This is a genomic window from Dyella silvatica, assembly GCF_026283955.1.
GTDB lineage: Bacteria > Pseudomonadota > Gammaproteobacteria > Xanthomonadales > Rhodanobacteraceae > Dyella_C > Dyella_C silvatica.
In genome coordinates this window covers 1-17,636 of record NZ_JAPDPE010000111.1, presented here as the reverse complement: position 1 = coordinate 17,636, position 17,636 = coordinate 1, and the positions used below count along the sequence as shown (strand labels likewise).

Annotated in this window: 15 protein-coding genes; 10 read left to right on the top strand and 5 right to left on the bottom strand. The window is 61.7% G+C overall.

The window, feature by feature from the left end; all coding sequences use genetic code 11:
* The 5 genes from OUZ52_RS18290 to trxA all read right to left on the bottom strand — a co-directional run.
* Positions 1–1,023 (bottom strand): glutamate--cysteine ligase (locus OUZ52_RS18290; protein WP_266159967.1); only part of this gene is annotated, 1,023 nt, incomplete at its 3' end.
* A gap of 104 nt (positions 1,024–1,127) precedes the next feature.
* Positions 1,128–2,549: a sensor histidine kinase gene (locus OUZ52_RS18285; protein ID WP_266159966.1), complete on the bottom strand. Its 1,422-nt coding sequence runs from the start codon at positions 2,547–2,549 to the stop codon at positions 1,128–1,130.
* Positions 2,536–3,201, bottom strand: coding sequence for a response regulator (locus OUZ52_RS18280; RefSeq protein WP_266159965.1), 666 nt, complete (start codon positions 3,199–3,201; stop codon positions 2,536–2,538). The genes OUZ52_RS18285 and OUZ52_RS18280 overlap by 14 nt, the downstream gene beginning before the upstream one ends.
* 198 nt (positions 3,202–3,399) lie before the next feature.
* The gene (gene rho, locus OUZ52_RS18275) at positions 3,400–5,241 is read right to left on the bottom strand and encodes a transcription termination factor Rho (RefSeq protein WP_266159964.1); all 1,842 of its coding nucleotides are present in this window, start codon (positions 5,239–5,241) and stop codon (positions 3,400–3,402) included.
* A 153-nt stretch (positions 5,242–5,394) separates the two neighbouring features.
* Positions 5,395–5,721, bottom strand: coding sequence for a thioredoxin TrxA (gene trxA / locus OUZ52_RS18270; RefSeq protein ID WP_266159968.1), 327 nt, complete (start codon positions 5,719–5,721; stop codon positions 5,395–5,397).
* 436 nt (positions 5,722–6,157) lie between these two features.
* Between trxA and OUZ52_RS18265 the strand changes: the two genes are divergently transcribed.
* The 10 genes from OUZ52_RS18265 to OUZ52_RS18220 form a co-directional block, all read left to right on the top strand.
* On the top strand, positions 6,158–7,882 hold the full coding sequence (locus OUZ52_RS18265; protein WP_266159963.1) for a DEAD/DEAH box helicase: 1,725 nt from the start codon (positions 6,158–6,160) through the stop codon (positions 7,880–7,882).
* A gap of 242 nt (positions 7,883–8,124) precedes the next feature.
* The gene (ftsE, locus tag OUZ52_RS18260; RefSeq protein ID WP_266159962.1) at positions 8,125–8,802 is read left to right on the top strand and encodes a cell division ATP-binding protein FtsE; all 678 of its coding nucleotides are present in this window, start codon (positions 8,125–8,127) and stop codon (positions 8,800–8,802) included.
* Between the two features lie 2 nt (positions 8,803–8,804).
* On the top strand, positions 8,805–9,788 hold the full coding sequence (ftsX, locus tag OUZ52_RS18255; RefSeq protein ID WP_266159961.1) for a permease-like cell division protein FtsX: 984 nt from the start codon (positions 8,805–8,807) through the stop codon (positions 9,786–9,788).
* 146 nt (positions 9,789–9,934) lie between these two features.
* Positions 9,935–10,777, top strand: coding sequence for a response regulator (locus tag OUZ52_RS18250; RefSeq protein WP_266159960.1), 843 nt, complete (start codon positions 9,935–9,937; stop codon positions 10,775–10,777).
* Positions 10,774–11,475, top strand: coding sequence for a uracil-DNA glycosylase (ung, locus tag OUZ52_RS18245; RefSeq protein ID WP_266159959.1), 702 nt, complete (start codon positions 10,774–10,776; stop codon positions 11,473–11,475). The genes OUZ52_RS18250 and ung overlap by 4 nt, the downstream gene beginning before the upstream one ends.
* A 550-nt stretch (positions 11,476–12,025) precedes the next feature.
* Complete coding sequence (locus tag OUZ52_RS18240) at positions 12,026–12,937, top strand: SPFH domain-containing protein (RefSeq protein ID WP_266159958.1); 912 nt, start codon at positions 12,026–12,028, stop codon at positions 12,935–12,937.
* Between the two features lie 473 nt (positions 12,938–13,410).
* Positions 13,411–14,268, top strand: a complete 858-nt coding sequence (gene rpoH / locus OUZ52_RS18235) for an RNA polymerase sigma factor RpoH (protein WP_266159957.1) — start codon at positions 13,411–13,413, stop codon at positions 14,266–14,268.
* Between the two features lie 108 nt (positions 14,269–14,376).
* Complete coding sequence (locus OUZ52_RS18230; protein ID WP_266159956.1) at positions 14,377–15,069, top strand: response regulator transcription factor; 693 nt, start codon at positions 14,377–14,379, stop codon at positions 15,067–15,069.
* 4 nt (positions 15,070–15,073) lie between these two features.
* On the top strand, positions 15,074–16,513 hold the full coding sequence (locus tag OUZ52_RS18225) for a sensor histidine kinase (protein WP_266159955.1): 1,440 nt from the start codon (positions 15,074–15,076) through the stop codon (positions 16,511–16,513).
* Between the two features lie 167 nt (positions 16,514–16,680).
* Positions 16,681–17,636 (top strand): NAD(P)H-quinone oxidoreductase (locus tag OUZ52_RS18220; protein WP_266159954.1); only part of this gene is annotated, 956 nt, incomplete at its 3' end.

Genomic DNA, 17,636 nt, shown 5'->3' with positions numbered 1-17,636 from the left:
GCCGACCCACAATGCGGGCAAGGCGCATAAGCGACCCCACGGGCCGCCATCGGCGCCGCGCATTTCCAGGTACTGCTTGAGCCGCACTTCCGGGAAGGCGGTGGTCAGGTGATCGGCAAAGTCGCGCATGGTCGGGCGGGCACCCGGCAGGGCGGCTAGCTTGCCGGCCATGAACTGTTTGAAATCTTGTCCGGACAGGTCGATATAGCGGCCATCCTGATAGCTGAAATACATCGGCACATTGAGGATGTAGTCGACATAGCGCTCATAGCCGAAGCCGTCTTCGAAAACGAAGTCGAGCATGCCGGTGCGGTCGGCGTCGGTGTCTGTCCACACATTCGATCGATACGACAAATAGCCGTTTGGACGGCCTTCGGTAAACGGCGAGTCGGCGAACAGCGCGGTGGCGATCGGTTGCAAGGCGAGGCTGGTGCGGAATTTCTTCACCATGTCCGCTTCGCTGGAAAAGTCCAGGTTCACTTGCACGGTGCAAGTGCGCGTCATCATGTCCAGGCCCAGCGAGCCGACCTTGGGCATGTACTCGCGCATGATCTTGTAGCGCCCCTTGGGCATCCAGGGCATTTCATCGCGGCGCCACTTGGGCTGGAAGCCCATACCCAGAAAGCCGAGGCCGAGTTCATCCGCCACCGAGCGAACTTCTTCCAGGTGTGTGTTCACTTCGCAACAGGTCTGGTGGATGGTTTCCAGCGGGGCGCCAGATAGCTCCAATTGCCCGGCGGGCTCCAGGGTGATCGATGCGTTGTCGCGCGATAGTGCTACCGGATTCTCACCTTCGCGTGCGACCGACCAGCCATAGCGGGTGGCGAGGGTTTCCAGCAAGAGGCGGATACCGCGATCGCCATCGAAGGTCGGTGGGCGCAAGTCGTCATTGCGAAAGCCGAACTTCTCGTGCTCGGTACCAATGCGCCAGGCTTCGCGTGGCTTTTCGCCGGCCGCGAGATAATCGGCAAGCTGTTTACGGTCGCCGATTGGCGTGCTCTGAACGGCACTGGGTATGGACACGGGTGTTTCCTCGTCGGGGCAGCCACACACTGTGGGGGTGGCCATGAAAAATTCAAAGGCCTATCCGCTGGCAGCGTACTCTGTGCGCAGCGAGAGGTGCGTGATCAGTTTTTCACCACCGGACGAGCGGCAGGCGGAGTGTCGTCACCCGGTAATGGAAAGTCGATACGCATGCGCGCGCCATGGCGGCCGTGGCTGTCCAGAATGCTGAAGTGAGCGCCGTGAGCACGCGCGGCTTCGTCGACAATGGACAGCCCCAGGCCGCAACTGTCACCGTCGCTGCCGGCGCCGTGGTAGAAGCGTTCGCGCACGCGCTCGCGTTCGGCCAGTGGAATGCCGGGGCCGCTGTCGTCGACCTCCAGAAACGGTTGTCCTGCCTCGGTGCCGCAACGCAGGGTAATCTGTCCGCCGACGGGTGTGTGGCGGATAGCGTTGTCGAGCAGATTGAGCAACGTCTCGCGCAGCAGCCAATAGACCCCGTGGACTTGCACCGGCTGGCACTCCGCACCCAGGTCGATGTCGCGCTGTAGGGCGCGGTCCAGCGAGCTGCTGATGACCTCGGCGATCAACGGGTGCAGCTCAACCCGGGTGAAGTGACTGGCCAGGTGTGCCGAAGGTTCGGCGCGCGCTAAGGCCAGCAACTGATTGGCGGTGTGGGCAAGCCGGTCGATACCGCTATGCAATTGGGTGATGCGCGCCTGCAGCGGGCTGCCGCTGGCTTCCTGGCCGAGCACTTCCAGTTGTGCCTTGAGCCCGGTCAGTGGCGTGCGTAGTTGATGGGCGGCATTGGCTAGAAAATGTTGTTGCGCCAGCGACGAATCGCGCACCGAGACAAGCAGCGTATTGAGCGAGTCGACCAGCGGTCGCACTTCGGCTGGAACCTGTGCGGTCGATAGCGGACTCAAGGCCTGCGGTGCGCGCCCCACGATTTGCTCGCGCAGGCGGCGTAGCGGGCGCAGCGCAATGTTGATGCCCAACAAGGCGGTGCTGAGCATCAGCAGCATCTGGATACTGTTGTTGATGCCGAAGGAGACGTCCATACGATGTAAGGCGCGGTCGCGGCGAAAAGGAATTTCTCCCGCGGTTACCACCAGCGGCTCGCCCGCTTCAGTGGTGCGATAGCTGACCAGTCGCAGGGCCGTGCCTCGGTAGGTCACGTCGGCGTAGTCGAGCCCCTTGCTGTTTTTCTCGGCGGCGACCAGCGGTAGGTCGGCGGTGCCGGCAACGGTGCGGCCGTCGAGGGTGCTTACGCGATAAAAAAATTGTTCATGCGCATTGGAACGCAGCGGGGCCAGCGGCCGGTCGGGTACCGGAATGTCGAGCTGGCCATCGGGAGTGCGGCGGATATGCGCGGCAATGGCCAGGGCGGCGCGAGATAGCGAGCGATCAAAGGCGCTATAGATCGGATTGACGATGACCTGATGATCGATGGCGACGCCAATCACCAGCAGCAATGACAGCGGAGCCAGCAGATAGCTCAGCAAGCGCCGCCGAATACTGGATGGCGATGGATCAGATGTCTTCAAGGCGGTAGCCGAGCCCGCGAATGCCGCGCACGGTGGCCGCACCTTCGAGCTTTCCACGCAGCCGTGACACATGCACCTCGATGGCATTGCTGGAAATGTCTTCGTCCCAGCCGGCGATGGCCTGAATGAGTCGCTCCTTGCTCACCACGCGGCCGCTGTGATGGGCCAGGCATTCGAGGATCGACCATTCGCGGCGAGTGAGTTCAAGCACCTGGCCTGCCGGGTTCAGGGCGCGGCGACCGGCCAGGTCGATGCGTAGCTGGCCGATCGTCAACTCATTCGAGGTTGCGGCGCTGGCGCGGCGGATCAGCGCACGGCAACGGGCGGCCAGCTCGGGCAGGGCGAAGGGCTTGACCAGGTAATCGTCGGCGCCCAGGTCCAGCGCACTGACTCGGTCATTCAGGCCATCGCGGGCGGTGACGATCAGCAGCGGCAGTGCGTTGCCGTTGCGACGCAGTCGACGCACCAGGGCGAAGCCGTCTTCACCGGGCAGGCCCAGATCGATAATGGCCAGGTCGTAGTGGGTTCCCTCCATGAGTCCGGAAACTGGTTCGGCCGCGGCGGTGCGATCGACGGCATAACCTTCTGCCGATAGTCCACGGACGATGGCATCGGCGACCAGCGAATCATCTTCGACAAGCAGAATGCGCATAGCGATTAATGACGGGGGGAGGAGGCGGCATGCTAGCAGTAGCAGGTTCCTGCGACGTAGCGATTCTGGATGCCGAGGGGGCTCCGCGGCAGGTGGTGCCCTGGGGCAGCGCCGATTCGCCGCCGTTGGTGCGGGCATCCACGGTAGCAAAAAGCCGGCATCTAGCCGGCTTTTTGCTACGCGGGCGATACGGCCGCCTTAGCGCCTCATCGAGTTGAAGAACTCGTCGTTGGACTTGGTGTTCTTCATCTTGTCGAGCATGAATTCCATCGCCGCCAGCTCATCCATCGGATGCAGCAGCTTACGCAGAATCCAGATCTTGGCCAGCATGTCGGGTTCGATCAGCAGATCTTCGCGACGGGTGCCGGAGCGATTGATGTCGATGGCCGGATAGACGCGCTTCTCGGAGATACGGCGGCTCAGGTGCACTTCCATGTTGCCGGTGCCCTTGAACTCTTCGTAGATCACCTCGTCCATCTTGCTGCCGGTGTCGGTCAGCGCGGTGGCGATGATGGTCAGCGAGCCGCCCTCTTCCACGTTGCGCGCGGCGCCGAAGAAGCGCTTGGGACGCTGCAGGGCGTTGGCGTCGACACCACCGGTAAGCACCTTGCCGGAGCTGGGAACCACCGTGTTGTAGGCGCGTGCCAGGCGGGTGATCGAGTCGAGCAGGATCACCACGTCTTTCTTGTGCTCGACCAGGCGCTTGGCCCGTTCGATGACCATTTCGGCTACCTGCACGTGACGCACGGCCGGCTCGTCGAAGGTCGAGCTGATGACTTCGGCGCGCACGGTGCGGGCGATTTCGGTGACTTCCTCTGGACGCTCGTCGATCAACAACATGATCAGGTGCACGTCGGGATGGTTGTACTGAATGGCCTGCGCGATGTTTTGCAACATCATGGTCTTACCAGACTTCGGCTGCGACACGATCAGGCCGCGCTGACCGCGTCCGATCGGCGCGACCAGGTCGAGGATGCGTCCGGTGATGTCTTCGGTCGAGCCGTTGCCGCGCTCCAGCTTGAACGACTTGCGCGGGAACAGTGGCGTGAGGTTTTCGAACAGCAGTTTGTTTTTCGACGCTTCCGGCGGATCGCCGTTGATGTCGTCGACCTTGAGCATGGCGAAATAACGCTCGCCTTCCTTCGGGTGACGCACGCGTCCGGTGATGTAGTCGCCGGTGCGCAGGTTGAAGCGGCGGATCTGGCTGGGCGATACGTAGATATCGTCCGGTCCGGCCAGGTAGGACTCGTCGGCCGAGCGCAGGAAGCCGAAGCCGTCTTGCAGGATTTCCAGCACGCCCTCGGCCCAGATGCCGCCGCCCGAACGGGCGTGAGCCTTGAGGATGTTGAACACCACATCTTGCTTGCGGGCGCGGGCGACGCCTTCCTGGATGCCCAGCGACTCGGCGAACTCGAGCAGCTGAATCGAATTCTTGCGCTTGAGCTCGGTGAGGTTGATCAGGCGATCGTTGCTGCCGGCATCGGCGAACTCGTCATCAACCGGCAAGCCATTGTTATTGCGCGGATGATTGTTGCCGCCCGGTCCGCGCTGCGGCTGCTGGTTGGGGTTGTTGCCGCGCTCATGGCGGCGGCGGCGATTGCGGTCGTTTCGATCGTTGTTACGGTCGTTGCGGCGATCGTTGTTGTTCGGATTGCCTTGCCCAGCCTGTCCAGGCTGCCCGGATTGAGCGGACTGGCCGTTGTTTGGCTGACCACCTTCGCGAGATTCCTGGGGCGGGCGGGGCGAGCCTTCATGGGCCTGCGTCGACGGGCTTGCTGCCGGCGCTGGTGCAGCCTGTTCAACCGGAAAGCTCGCTTGCACCGGCGTGGATGGCGTCGGGCGCTCTGTCGGAGCCGGCGCGGCGGGCGGCGGTACGCTGGCGGCCTTTTCGGCCTTGGCGGGGCTTTCGCTATTAGCTGCCGCGGCCGCTGCCGTGGCAGCCGCCGATTTGCGTGGCGCGCGCGGACGCGGCTCTGCTGCAGGCTTGGTATCGGCGCTCTTGGCGTCGTTGGATTCTTTGCTGTCGATGCTATCGGACACGGGCAAACCTCGTGGGGGCGCCGTTAATACAGGAGGGAGGATGTGCGTCGCGCGGAAGGCGCAGGGGACAGGAAGGTCCCGACGGACGAGTCAATCTAGCACCCGCCGCGCTGCGCCGTAAAGCGCCGCGGCGGGATCTGGTTCACAACAGCCTTAAATGGCCTTGTCGATCATCTGGGCCAGTTGGCCCTTGCTGACGGCACCGATCTGGGTCGCTTCGACCTTGCCGTTCTTGAACACCATCAGGGTCGGAATGCCGCGCACGGCATAGTCTTTCGGGGTTTTCTGGTTCTGGTCGATGTTGATCTTGACGATCCGCAGCTTGCCTTCGTACTGCTTGGCCAGCTCCTCCAGCGCCGGTGCAATGGCCTTGCAGGGGCCGCACCATTCAGCCCAGAAATCCAGCAGGACCGGGGTATCGGATTCAAGCACTTCCTTTTGGAAGGCGTCATCTGTCACATGGGTAATCAGTTCGCTCACCGGGTTCTCCGAAGGTAGGCGGGGAAAAGCTATCACGACCACGCGGCTAGCATCAGCTACACTGGGGCGCCCATGAAGCGCGGGTCGGTTCAGGTTTGAGAAGGTGATGCCGTTGCGGCAAGCCTCCATTCCAGCGTAAGTCGAGGCGCGATTCAAGCGATTCAAGGGCAGTAGCAGGTGGTTCCGTTGACATAGGTGAGCAGGTTGGCCCGCTGGCTGACAACCTGCTCACCTATGCCAGCGGAGCCGCAAGTTGCCGTCGCCCGCCACTCCGGTGCCTTCGTCAGCGTGCCCCGACAGCGCAGCCTTTATCGGCCGCCCTGTCGCCGGACCGCCACCGCGCCGCATCCATTCACCTGTCCCACGGCTGTCTGATCGCCCTGGGGCCGGGTCATCCACCGTAGGCGGATACCCGTATCTCCTGGTTACTCACTTCATGTCACAAACTGTACTCACCGATACTTTTTTCACCAATTTCGATCTGCATCCGCTTTTGCAGAAAAGTCTGGACGATAGCGGCTTCACCCGCTGCACACCGATTCAGGCACTCACTTTGCCGGTGGCGCTGACCGGGCGCGATGTCGCCGGCCAGGCCCAAACCGGCACCGGCAAGACCTGCGCCTTCCTGGTCGCCTTGATGAATCGCCTGCTGACCAACCCGGCCGTGGCCGAGCGCAAGGACAGTGACCCGCGTGCCTTGATCATTGCGCCGACCCGCGAGCTGGCGATCCAGATCGAAAAGGACGCCAAGGCGGTCGGTCGCCATACCGGCCTGCGCACCGCGCTGATCTACGGCGGCGTCGACTACGACAAGCAGCGCCAGCAGCTTAAAGATGGTTGCGACATCATCATCGCCACGCCAGGCCGCCTGCTCGACTATTACAAGCAGAACGTGTTCGGCTTCAACGGCGTCGAAGTCATGGTGGTCGATGAGGCCGACCGCATGTTCGACCTGGGCTTCATCAAGGATGTCCGCTTCATCTTCCGCCGCCTGCCGGTGCGCGAGCAGCGCCAGGTGCTGTTGTTCTCCGCCACCTTGAGCCACCGCGTGCTGGAGCTGGCTTACGAGCACATGCACAACGCCGAAAAGCTGGTGGTCGAGACTGAGAATGTCACCGCCGACAAGGTACGTCAGCTGGTTTATTTCCCTGCCAAAGAAGAAAAGATGCCGTTGCTGCTCAACTTGCTTGAGCGCACCAACGCCGAGCGCAGCATCATCTTCGTCAACACCAAGGCGGCGGCTGAGCGCATTACCGACCGCGTCAAGCGGCAGGGCTATCGGGTGGGCGCGCTGTCCGGCGATGTGCCGCAGCTCAAGCGCCAAAAGCTGTTGCAGCGCTTCCAGGAAGGCCAGCTCGATATGCTGGTCTGTACCGATGTGGCGGCCCGCGGCCTGCATATTCCCGCCGTCAGCCACGTCTTCAACTACGACCTGCCGCAAGACGCCGAAGACTATGTGCATCGCATTGGCCGCACCGCGCGCCTGGGCGCCGAAGGCGACGCGATCAGCTTTGCCTGCGACCTGTACGCGATGTCGCTGCCGGAAATCGAGACCTATATCGGGCAACGTATTCCGGTCGCTTCGATTGATCCCGAATTGCTGATCATGCCCAAGCCGCGCGAAATGGATGCGCAGTTCGCGGCTGCCGCTGCCGCCGATAGTGCGGAATTTGGCGACAAAGTGGCGTCGCGCGAAAAGGATGGTTCGCCATCGCGCGGGCGCTCGACCAATGGTCGTGGCGGCCGTGGTGGTCGCGAGGGTTCTCGCCCTGCGCGCAGTCATGATGCTGCCGCAAGCACGGAGGCTGCGCGTCCCGCCAAGCCGGCGGCACCTGCGCCTGCCGTGGGTTCGAATAGCGAAGCCGGCGCCGCGGCTGAGGCCGAGCGCAAGCGTCGCCGCCGTCGTGGTGGCCGCAATCGTCGCCGAGAAGACGGCACGCCGACCGCCGAAGTCAACGGCAACGGCAGCGCCACCACGACGACAGAGAATCGCGTGCCACGCGGTGAGCGTCGTCCGCCGCGCGAGCGTGCTGCGAATGAGCAGGCAGGGGCGCGGCCGTCACGCCAGGTCGTGGTGAGCGCAGGCCATACCGGCGAGAGCGCGGCGCCGAAGAAGCAGGGCTTCTTCCGTCGCCTGACCCGGCTCTTTACCGGTCGCTAAGCGCCAGGCGGGTGCCCTCTGCTGATTTCAGAGAGGGCATCATGGCTTGAGCAGCCACGGCAAAACTCACCTACGGGCCTCCTTCCGCGCATAGGATGGAGACCGCATGCGGTCTGGGCGACTTCGCGCGCACGACTTCTTACACGGCAATTTGATAAACAACATGGCACTAACACCTCGAAGTTTTTCGAGGTGCCGCTTATTCTTGTCACGATTGCGCCATCAGGGCTGGGAGAGCATCGGTGATTCGCTTCGAGCAAGTCAGTAAACGCTACGAGGGCGGCCACGAGGCGCTGTCGCAGCTCACTTTTCATGTGGCTCCAGGTGAAATGGCTTTTGTCACCGGTCATTCCGGTGCCGGCAAGAGCACCTTGTTGAAGCTACTCGGTTTGATCGAGCGCCCTTCCCATGGGCTGATCGCCCTGGATGGACAAAGCCTGGCCAAAATTGGCCGTGCGGGCATTCCCAAGTTGCGGCGACGGATTGGCATGGTTTTTCAGGACCATCGCCTGCTTATGGATCGCACCGTATACGCCAACGTCGAGCTGCCGCTGGTGATTGGCGGCATCGCTCCGGCCGAGCGGGCCCGCCGCGCGCGTGCGGCGTTGGAAAAGGTCGGCCTGCTCGCTTACGAACGTCAGCTGCCGGCATCGCTGTCGGCGGGTGAGCGGCAGCGCGTCGGCATCGCTCGCGCCATTGTCGCCAAGCCGGCCTTGCTGATTGCCGACGAGCCCACCGGCAATCTGGACCCTCAACTGGCGGTGGAGATCATGGAGTTATTCGCCGAATTCCAGCAGTTCGGCACCACCGTATTGATCGCCAGCCATGACCTGCCATTGATCAAGCGGATGAAGAAGCGTGTGGTGGTGCTGGATCATGGCCGGCTAGTGGCTGATATCGCGGCGCAGGAGGTGCTGTGAACATGCCATCAGAAACCAACCCGGTGGACCAGCAGGTCAACGCTCCCCCGCGGCACACCGAGCGGCAGCGGCCACGCAAGTTCGCCAGTTGGCACGAGCATCATTGGTGGAGCGCGGGCGCCAGTTTGCGTCGCTTGATGTCGCGCCCGCTGGGTACCTTGCTTACGGTGGCGGTGATGGGTTTGGCCTTGGCCTTGCCGCTGGCTTTCTATCTGCTGCTTGGCAATGTGCAGAAGTTGGGCGACGCCTTAGGTCAGAACCAAACCGTGAGCGCTTTTCTGCGAACAGGCCAGATCGGGCCTGCCGCCGAGTTGATCGCGACCAAGTTGCGCGATCGCTCCGATGTGGCTGCGGTGGCGGTAAAAACCCCGCAGCAGGGCTTGGATGAGCTAGCCAAGATGCAAGGCTTTGGCGGCGCGCTGCATGCGCTGGACGACAATCCGTTGCCTTTCGTGCTCGATGTGCTGCCCAAGCCAGGGCTGGCGGCGAACGAGGTCGAGCAATTGGTGGCCGACTTGCGCGCCGTGCAAGGCGTTGATCTGGTGCAGGACAGCGGTACCTGGCGACAGCGGCTGGATGCCTTGCTGGATGTCGGCAAGCGCGCCGCGCTGGTGTTGGCGGCCTTGCTGACCCTGGCGGCGTTGCTGGTGGTGGGCAATACCATCCGGATGGATATATCCAGCCGCAGCGAGGAGATCGATGTGCTGATGCTGGTCGGAGCCAGTCGCGCCTTTGTGCGTCGGCCCTATCTTTATGCGGGTATCTGGTACGGCCTGCTAAGTGGTTTGCTGGCGGTCTTGCTGGCTGTGGTGGTTGAGCTGGCGCTGGCCGAGCCGGTGTCGCGGCTCGGCGCCGCTTATGAAGGTCGCTTGCAGATCGGCGGCTTGCCGCCGTGGCTGCTGGTGGCCGTACCGTTTGCCGCTGCCGTGCTCGGCTGGCTTGGCGCGCGCTTGGTCAGTGCCTGGCAATTGCGCAAGGCGGCTTAAGCCATGTTTGCGCCGGTGCCGGTAGTAGTGACGCCGGTCGCAGGCGATGAGGTGGCTGTCAGGGCAAGATGCTCGCTTGAGCGGACGCGGGGGGCGTTCGTTGTTTCTAAGGCAGGGAATGCCGTGTCTTCGTGGGCAAATAGGGAATGAACGCAAGTTTTAGTCATCGAGTCGTCAGCGATACGCCACGTGTGCTGGTCGTCGACGGTTCAAGAGTCGTGCGTCAATTGATTACCCGAGTGCTTCATGCCGAATTACCGGGTGCCGAAGTCATCAGCTGTGCCAGTGGCGTCGAGGCGCAGCCCTTGCTTGAAACCGGGGTCTTCGATTTCATCACCATCGCGCTGCGCCTTCCCGATATGGATGGGCTGGAGCTGGCGCGCTATGTGCGCGAATCGGCGCCGCAGATCTACGTGCCTATCGTGGTGGTGTCCGGTGATGTTGACGATCGCCTGCATCGGCGCACCTTGGGCGAGCATGTCACGGACTATTTCGACAAGTCGCTGGGTTTTCAGGCGTTGGCCGAATTCATTCGCGGCTATGTGCGGCCGGAAAGCATGGCCGAAGGCGTGGTGCTGTATGTCGAAGACAGCCGCGTGGTCGCACTGGCGACACGTCGCATGCTCGAGAAATACGGCCTTACCGTGCGTCATGTCATCAGCGCCGAGGATGCGTTGGCACTGCTCGACACGTCGCAGGCAGAGGGTCAGATCGGTGCCGATCTGGTGCTCACCGATGTCAGTCTGAAAGGCGAGTTGACCGGCGGCGATCTGCTTGAGCGGATACGTCGCGAGTATGGTTACAGCAAGGGCCGCTTGCCGGTGCTGGTGATGACAGGTGACGAGAACCCCATCAATCAGGCAGCCTTGCTCAAGGCGGGTGCCAACGACCTGGTCGAAAAGCCCGCTGAAGAAAAGCTATTGATCACCAAGTTACTGTTTCAGTTGCGCGTGGCGCGACATATACGCGAGCGTGAAATCACCTTATGAATGAGGGACGCATCAAGCTAGAGCCTTCCTGGAAGGATCGCATCGGCAGTTATCTGGAACGCCCCGAGATGTCGGCGCTCTCGGATTTCCTGCGCGCCGAGAAGCACGCCGGCAAGGTGATTTACCCGCCCGGGCCGGAAATTTTTGCGGCGTTCGAGCACACCCCGTTCGACAAGGTGCGCGTGGTGATACTCGGCCAGGATCCGTACCACGGACCGGGCCAGGCGCACGGTTTGTGTTTCTCGGTGCGGCCGGGGGTGCCCGCGCCGCCCTCCCTGCAAAACATCTATAAGGAAATCAAGCGTGATCTGGGTATTGCGGTACCCGATCACGGTTGCCTGACTCCCTGGGCCGATCGCGGTGTGCTGTTGCTCAATGCGGTGCTGACGGTAGAGCACAGCCTGGCCGCCTCGCATCAGGGCAAGGGTTGGGAGGGTTTTACCGATGCCGCCATCGATGCGCTCAATCGCGAGCGCGAGGGCCTGGTGTTTTTGCTGTGGGGCTCTTACGCCCAGCGCAAAGGGCAGTTGATCGATGCCAGCCGCCATTGCATCTTGCGTTCGGTGCACCCCTCGCCCTTGTCGGCGCATCGTGGCTTTCTGGGCTGCGGCCATTTCTCCGAAGCCAATCGTTACCTGGAAGCGCAAGGACAGGCGCCCATCGATTGGTCGTTGCCGCCGCGCAATCAGCTGGCTTGAAACGATCTATCGGGGCTGGTCTTTAATCGTGGCGGGCGGTTGGGTCCATGACGGTATGCGCCTGGCGTTTTGCCCGGCCAAACGCGCGTTATCGGGCCCGCCGGGCGAGGCGGGTTCCTGCTCGGAAGCAAGTCTTTAAGCCTCCCGAATGGCGTCGCTCAATATCGCGTTGACCCCACCTTGTAATTCGCTTCCGCGATGCCATTTACGGGACCGGATGTCATGACAATGAGGAAGCATGCGCCGACCAGGCGCGCGTTCACGGCCCATAACGTGTTCGAATCGCTTACACAGCGAAACACGGAAGGTTTCCGCTATTCGGCCGGCAGCCCGGTCAGGCGGTGTCGTCATTCGTTGGTTTTTGTCTGGGGGCAAAACAGAAGCGTTCTCACCGCTTCTCTCTCTTAGGTATCCGCACTTGCGCCTGTCTTGTTACGGCAAGGCATCGTCGTCGATGCCGGCATGGCGTGATGCATGGGGTATTCCATTCCTGGTGTAGCCCCGTTGGGCTATGCCAACTCGATTGATCATTCATCACACGGAGCGTTGTATGACACTTAACCTGTTTGAGCCCGGCAAGCGTGCCGTGGGCGGCAAGACTGTGCCTGTCATTGTGATTGCGTTGATCGCTATCGTTCTTATCAGCGGCAGCATTTTCGTGGTCTCCCCAAGCGAGATGGCCGGTGAGCGTTGGATGGGCGGCACGGTGGTTACCGCGACGCCCCTAGGTACCGGTGTGCACTTCAAGATTCCGCTCTTGGAAACGGTCGACCGGTTACAGACAAGCCGATCCGTCTACACCCTTGGCGCGCTGGACGTGTATACGAACGACAACCAGAAAGTGTCGATCGATATCTCGGTGATCTACCAGATCCCATCGCGATCGGTGCTTGGTCTTCTCTATAAGGTCGGGCGTGCCGGCAACGTCGATATCGATTCCACCCTGTTGCCGGTGGTGCGCGATCGTGCACTGGAGGCCTTTGCCAAATACAACACATTGACGATTTCCGACCAGCGCGGGCAGATCACCGCGCAAATGAAGAAGTCCATCAGCGAAGGGCTGGAAACGCTGTTTGGCGTGGACGTTATCGATGTGCAGCTGACCGGTATTCATTACTCGCCGGGGTTCGAACACTCCATCGAAGAGGCCGTAAAAGCCAAGGCCGATGCCGTGCAAGCGCAGAACGCGGTGGCTCAGAAGCGCTTCGAGGGTGAACAAAAAACCGTCACCGCCGCCGCCGAGGCGCAGGCCGCGGTCGAAGCCGCCAAGGGCCGGGCTGACTCCTTGCTGCTGGAGGCCGATGCGCAGGCCAAGGCCGCCCTGATCGTGGGCAATGCCATCAAAGAGCATCCGGAGTATGTGCGCTACTACGGCTTGCAACGCTGGAACGGCACGCTGCCCCAGGTGACCGGCGGCTCAGTGCCGATGGTCGACCTGAGAATGACTGGCGACAGCAAGTAAGCGGATAGGGCGTCCGTTCCGGTTCGAAAACCCCCTTCCCCGCAGGGAAGGGGGTTCCTGACAGGGCGATGGCTGGGTCATGGCGATAGCAAGGTTCTTCAGGGTTCGCCGATACGCTGGCCTGTGCCTGGAGCGGTTAGGTGACCTTTGGCCCGGGAATCGCCATGCCTGGCGCTCTACGCTGGGCATCGACGGTCCGGTTTGCTGGCTTAAAAGCTCGGCCTGGCTGGTTTGGACAGCCGGTCCCCAGGTTGGCGAAACGGCCTGGCGTAAGGCGATACGGACTAGTTCATTGATTTTTAAAGTTGCGGACCCACTCGTATCGGACGGTCATGGTGGAGTGCTCGAATGGACTCGACAGGCCTCAGGCATTCCTGTACGATTCGGTTTACTAAAGAGCCGGAACTCATCGGCTCTTTAGCACTCTCAGTACCCGAGTGCTAAGCTGATCCCCGCTTTTGGAGGTTCCACACATGTCTCAAGCTTTGGTGACCGCTAACCTGCCGGTGCCGAGTGTCGTCGGCAGTCTGGATGCATATATTTCGGCGGTCCACCGGATTCCGGTGCTCAGCCAGGATGAAGAGCAGGCGCTTTCGCGCCGCTATAACGAAGAAGAAGATCTGGCTTCGGCGAAGAAGCTGGTGATGTCGCATCTGCGCTTTGTGGTGCATGTGGCCCGTGGCTACAGCGGCTACGGTCTACAGCTGTCTGACCTGATCCAGGAAGGCAATATCGGCCTGATGAAGGCGGTCAAGCGCTTCGACCCGGATCAAGGCGTGCGTTTGGTCAGTTTTGCGGTGCATTGGATTCGTGCGGAAATGCACGAGTTCATCCTGCGCAACTGGCGCATCGTCAAGGTCGCCACGACCAAGGCGCAGCGCAAGCTGTTCTTCAACCTGCGCAAGAGCAAGAAGCGCCTGGGCTGGATGAACGCCGAGGAAGTGCGCACGGTGGCGAAGGATCTCGGTGTCCCCGAGGCGACGGTGCGCGAGATGGAGTCGCGCCTGTCTGGTCGCGATATCGGTTTCGAAGCACCGGCTGATGCCGATGACGACGCGAAGCCGGCACCGGCGGCGTTTCTGATCGACGATGGTGCCGACCCGTACGACAACGTATCGGATGCGGATCACGCCGATAACCAGATGGAGACCTTGTCGGCCGCCTTGCAGAAATTGGATCAGCGTTCGCGCGACATTATTCAACGCCGCTGGCTCGACGACGACAAGGCCACGCTGCAGGATCTGGCCGACGAGTATGGTGTTTCCGCTGAGCGTATTCGCCAGGTCGAAGCGAATGCAATGAAGAAGATGCGCGGTCTGTTCGCCGCCTGATTCTTCGTAGCGCTCAACGCGAGTGAATAAAACGGCCTCCTTCGTGGGGCCGTTTGCCATGGTTGATGATTTTTACGGCCGTTGGATTTACCTCTGCAGGTGTCTGTCATGCCACGTGTCCTGGTCATCGAAGACGATGAAGTTACCGCTGGCGAGATCGTGGCTGAGCTCAGTGTCCACGGCATGCTTGCCGAATGGGTGAGTGACGGCCGGGTTGGCCTGGCCCGCGCATCGACGGAAAACTACGACCTGATTACGCTCGACCGCATGCTGCCCGGCATGGACGGTATCGACGTGGTCGCTGCCCTGCGGCAACAACAGATCGACACGCCGGTGCTGATGATTAGCGCCTTGAGCGAAGTCGATGAGCGTGTACGTGGATTGCGTGCGGGCGGTGACGACTATCTGACCAAGCCGTTTGCCCCTGATGAAATGGCAGCGCGCGTCGAGGTGCTGCTGCGCCGACGTCAGCCACAGGCGGAACCGCGCTTGCGCGTCGCGGATCTGGAGTTAGATCTGGTTCGCCACACTGCGCATCGCAAAGGGCAGTTGCTCAATCTGCTGCCGACGGAATTTCGTTTACTGGAATTCATGATGCGCAATTCGGGTCAGGTGCTGACTCGAACGATGATCTTCGAGACGGTGTGGGGTTTTCATTTCGACCCAGGCACCAACATCATCGACGTGCATATTGGCCGTTTACGCCGAAAGATCGACGGCACCGGACAAGTGCCGTTGATTCGCACCGTGCGTGGTACCGGCTACATGCTGGTATCCGCGCCGCAGTCGGTATCGGTCTAAGCGCATGTCACTGCTACACACCAATGCATGGCGCTCGACCACCTCGCGCCTGATCCTGATCTACGGCGTGTTGTTCGCCGTGTGGGGCCTGATTCTGGTGGCGGTGATTCAATGGGAGACCAACCGCTATCTCAACGGCGTTATCGACCAGATGCTGGTGCAGCGCATGCACTATCTGGCGGCTACCGATGCGCCGCGGTTGCCTGCGACAGTCGACGCCGCCAGCAAGATCGATCCGCACGGCATTATGTCAGTGGGCTTGTTCGATAGCGCCGGGCATGTACTGGCGGGCAATGTCGATCGCATCCCTGCCGAACTGCACGTCGATGGCCGTGCGCATCTGTTGAATGGCGGCATGCCGCGTCCGGACCGTGTCGAAGGCAGCATCCGCGTGCGCGCCATGGCGATGACCTTGCCTAGCGGCCAGATCTTGGTGCTGGCCAAAGACACCAGCACCATCGACGGCCTGGGCGCGATTACTCGCCGGGCGCTGCTGTGGGGCATCTCGTTAACCATCATTCCCGGTTTGCTCGGCGGCTTCCTGCTTCGCCGCGGGCCGGCACAGCGTATTCGCGAACTGCAATTGGCAACGGAGCCGATTCGCCAGGGCGATCTGACCAAGCGTTTGCCGGTAAGCCGTCGTGGCGATGAGTTGGATCTATTGGCCGGTATCGTCAATACCATGCTCGGTGAAATCGAGCGTTTGATGAACGAGGTCAAAGGAGTTTGCGACAACATCGCGCACGATTTGCGCACCCCGCTGACCCGTTTGCGCGCGCGCCTTTATCGCACCCAGCAGCAACTGCTGGGGCAACAGCCGGAGGCCGCGCTGGTCGATGCCTGCATGGTCGATATCGATGCCGTCCTCGCTCGTTTTCGCGCATTGCTGCGTGTCTCGGAGCTGGAAGATCGTCATCGCAGCGCCTGCTTTGCCGAGGTCGACCTGGCTCGCGTACTGCGCGAAGTGCATGAGTTCTACGCGCCGGTGGCCGAAGATCGCGAGCAGCCTTTTGACCTCGATATTCAGCCCCTGCCGCCGGTGCGCGCCGACGCGCATCTATTGTTCGAAGCGTTGGCCAATCTGGTCGGCAATGCAATCAAGTTCACCCCGATCGGCGGCAGTGTGCAGTTGCGGGCAAGCATGGATCGGGATGGTCCACGCATTGATATCCTCGATAGCGGCCCAGGCATTCCCGCTGACGAACGCGACGCGGTGACGCGGCGCTTCTACCGTGGCGACAATAGCCGCACAACGCCTGGGTCCGGTGTGGGCTTGAGTATTGTCAGTGCCATCGTACGCCTGCACGGCTATGCGCTGGATATCGGCGATGCGGCTAATGGTGCCCGTATCACGTTGTACTGCTATCCGGTGAAGCCGGGCGAGGTTCCGGGTACCTGCCTGGCGCGGACAGTCAGCGTCGCGAGACATGAAGCCACAACGTGATCGTGTGCGTGCTGCATGTGCCTGGGCCTTCGATAATGCATGGTCACGAAGACTCGACGGGCGATCTGCTTATATACGAGATGGCCGTAAAAGCGGCTTGTCCGGTTCGCGCTGGTTCGGCGGCATGACTAGTTTCCGACGCAAGGCTCATTCGTAGGGATCACTAAGTGAAAGTCATTGACATAAGCCAGTTTGGTGCGCCGGATGTGTTGGTCTTGGCGGAGCGACCGATGCCGCAGCCCGGCGTCGGCGAGGTATTGATCAAGGTGGCCGCCAGTGGTGTTAACCGCCCGGACGCGATGCAACGTGCGGGTAACTATCCGCCACCGCCGGGTGCTTCCGATCTGCTCGGCCTGGAAATTGCCGGTGAAATTGTCGGCGGCGATCTACAGCACGTCTCAAATGTCTTCGGACTGAAACTCGGCGACCAGGTCTGCGCATTGCTGCAAGGCGGTGGCTATGCGCAGTACGCGTTGGCGTCGCTGGCATTGTGTCTGCCGGTGCCTGAGGGTTTGTCGGTGCTGGAGGCGGCCTCGCTTCCCGAGACGTTCTATACCGTCTGGAGCAACGTGTTTGACCGCGCCATGCTTGGGCACGGTGAGGGTGGTGCGGAAGAAACCTTACTGGTGCAAGGCGGCGCCAGCGGCATCGGCACCACGGCGATTCAGATGGCAACGGCGCTGGGTCACCGGGTTTTTGCCACCGCCGGAAGCGACGACAAATGCCGTGCTTGCGAGGCGCTGGGTGCCGAACATGCGATCAACTACGCGACGGAGGATTTCGTCGAAGTGATCAAGGCACGCACGCATGGCCGCGGCGTGGATGTCGTGCTCGACATGGTCGGTGGCGACTATGTGGCACGGGAAGTTCGCTGTCTTGCGGATGGCGGGCGCATTGCCTTGATCTCTTTGCTGGGCGGCAGGCGTGCCGATCTGGATCTGCTTGAAGTGCTATTGCGCCGCCTCAGCATTGGCGGCTCGACGCTGCGTCCACGGCCGGTCGCCTTCAAGGCCAGGATTGCCGAGCAACTGAGGTCGCGCGTGTGGCCGCTGATCGAGCAAAAGAAGATCAAGCCGGTGATCTATCGGTCATTCCCTGCCGCACAAGCTGCCGAGGCTCATGC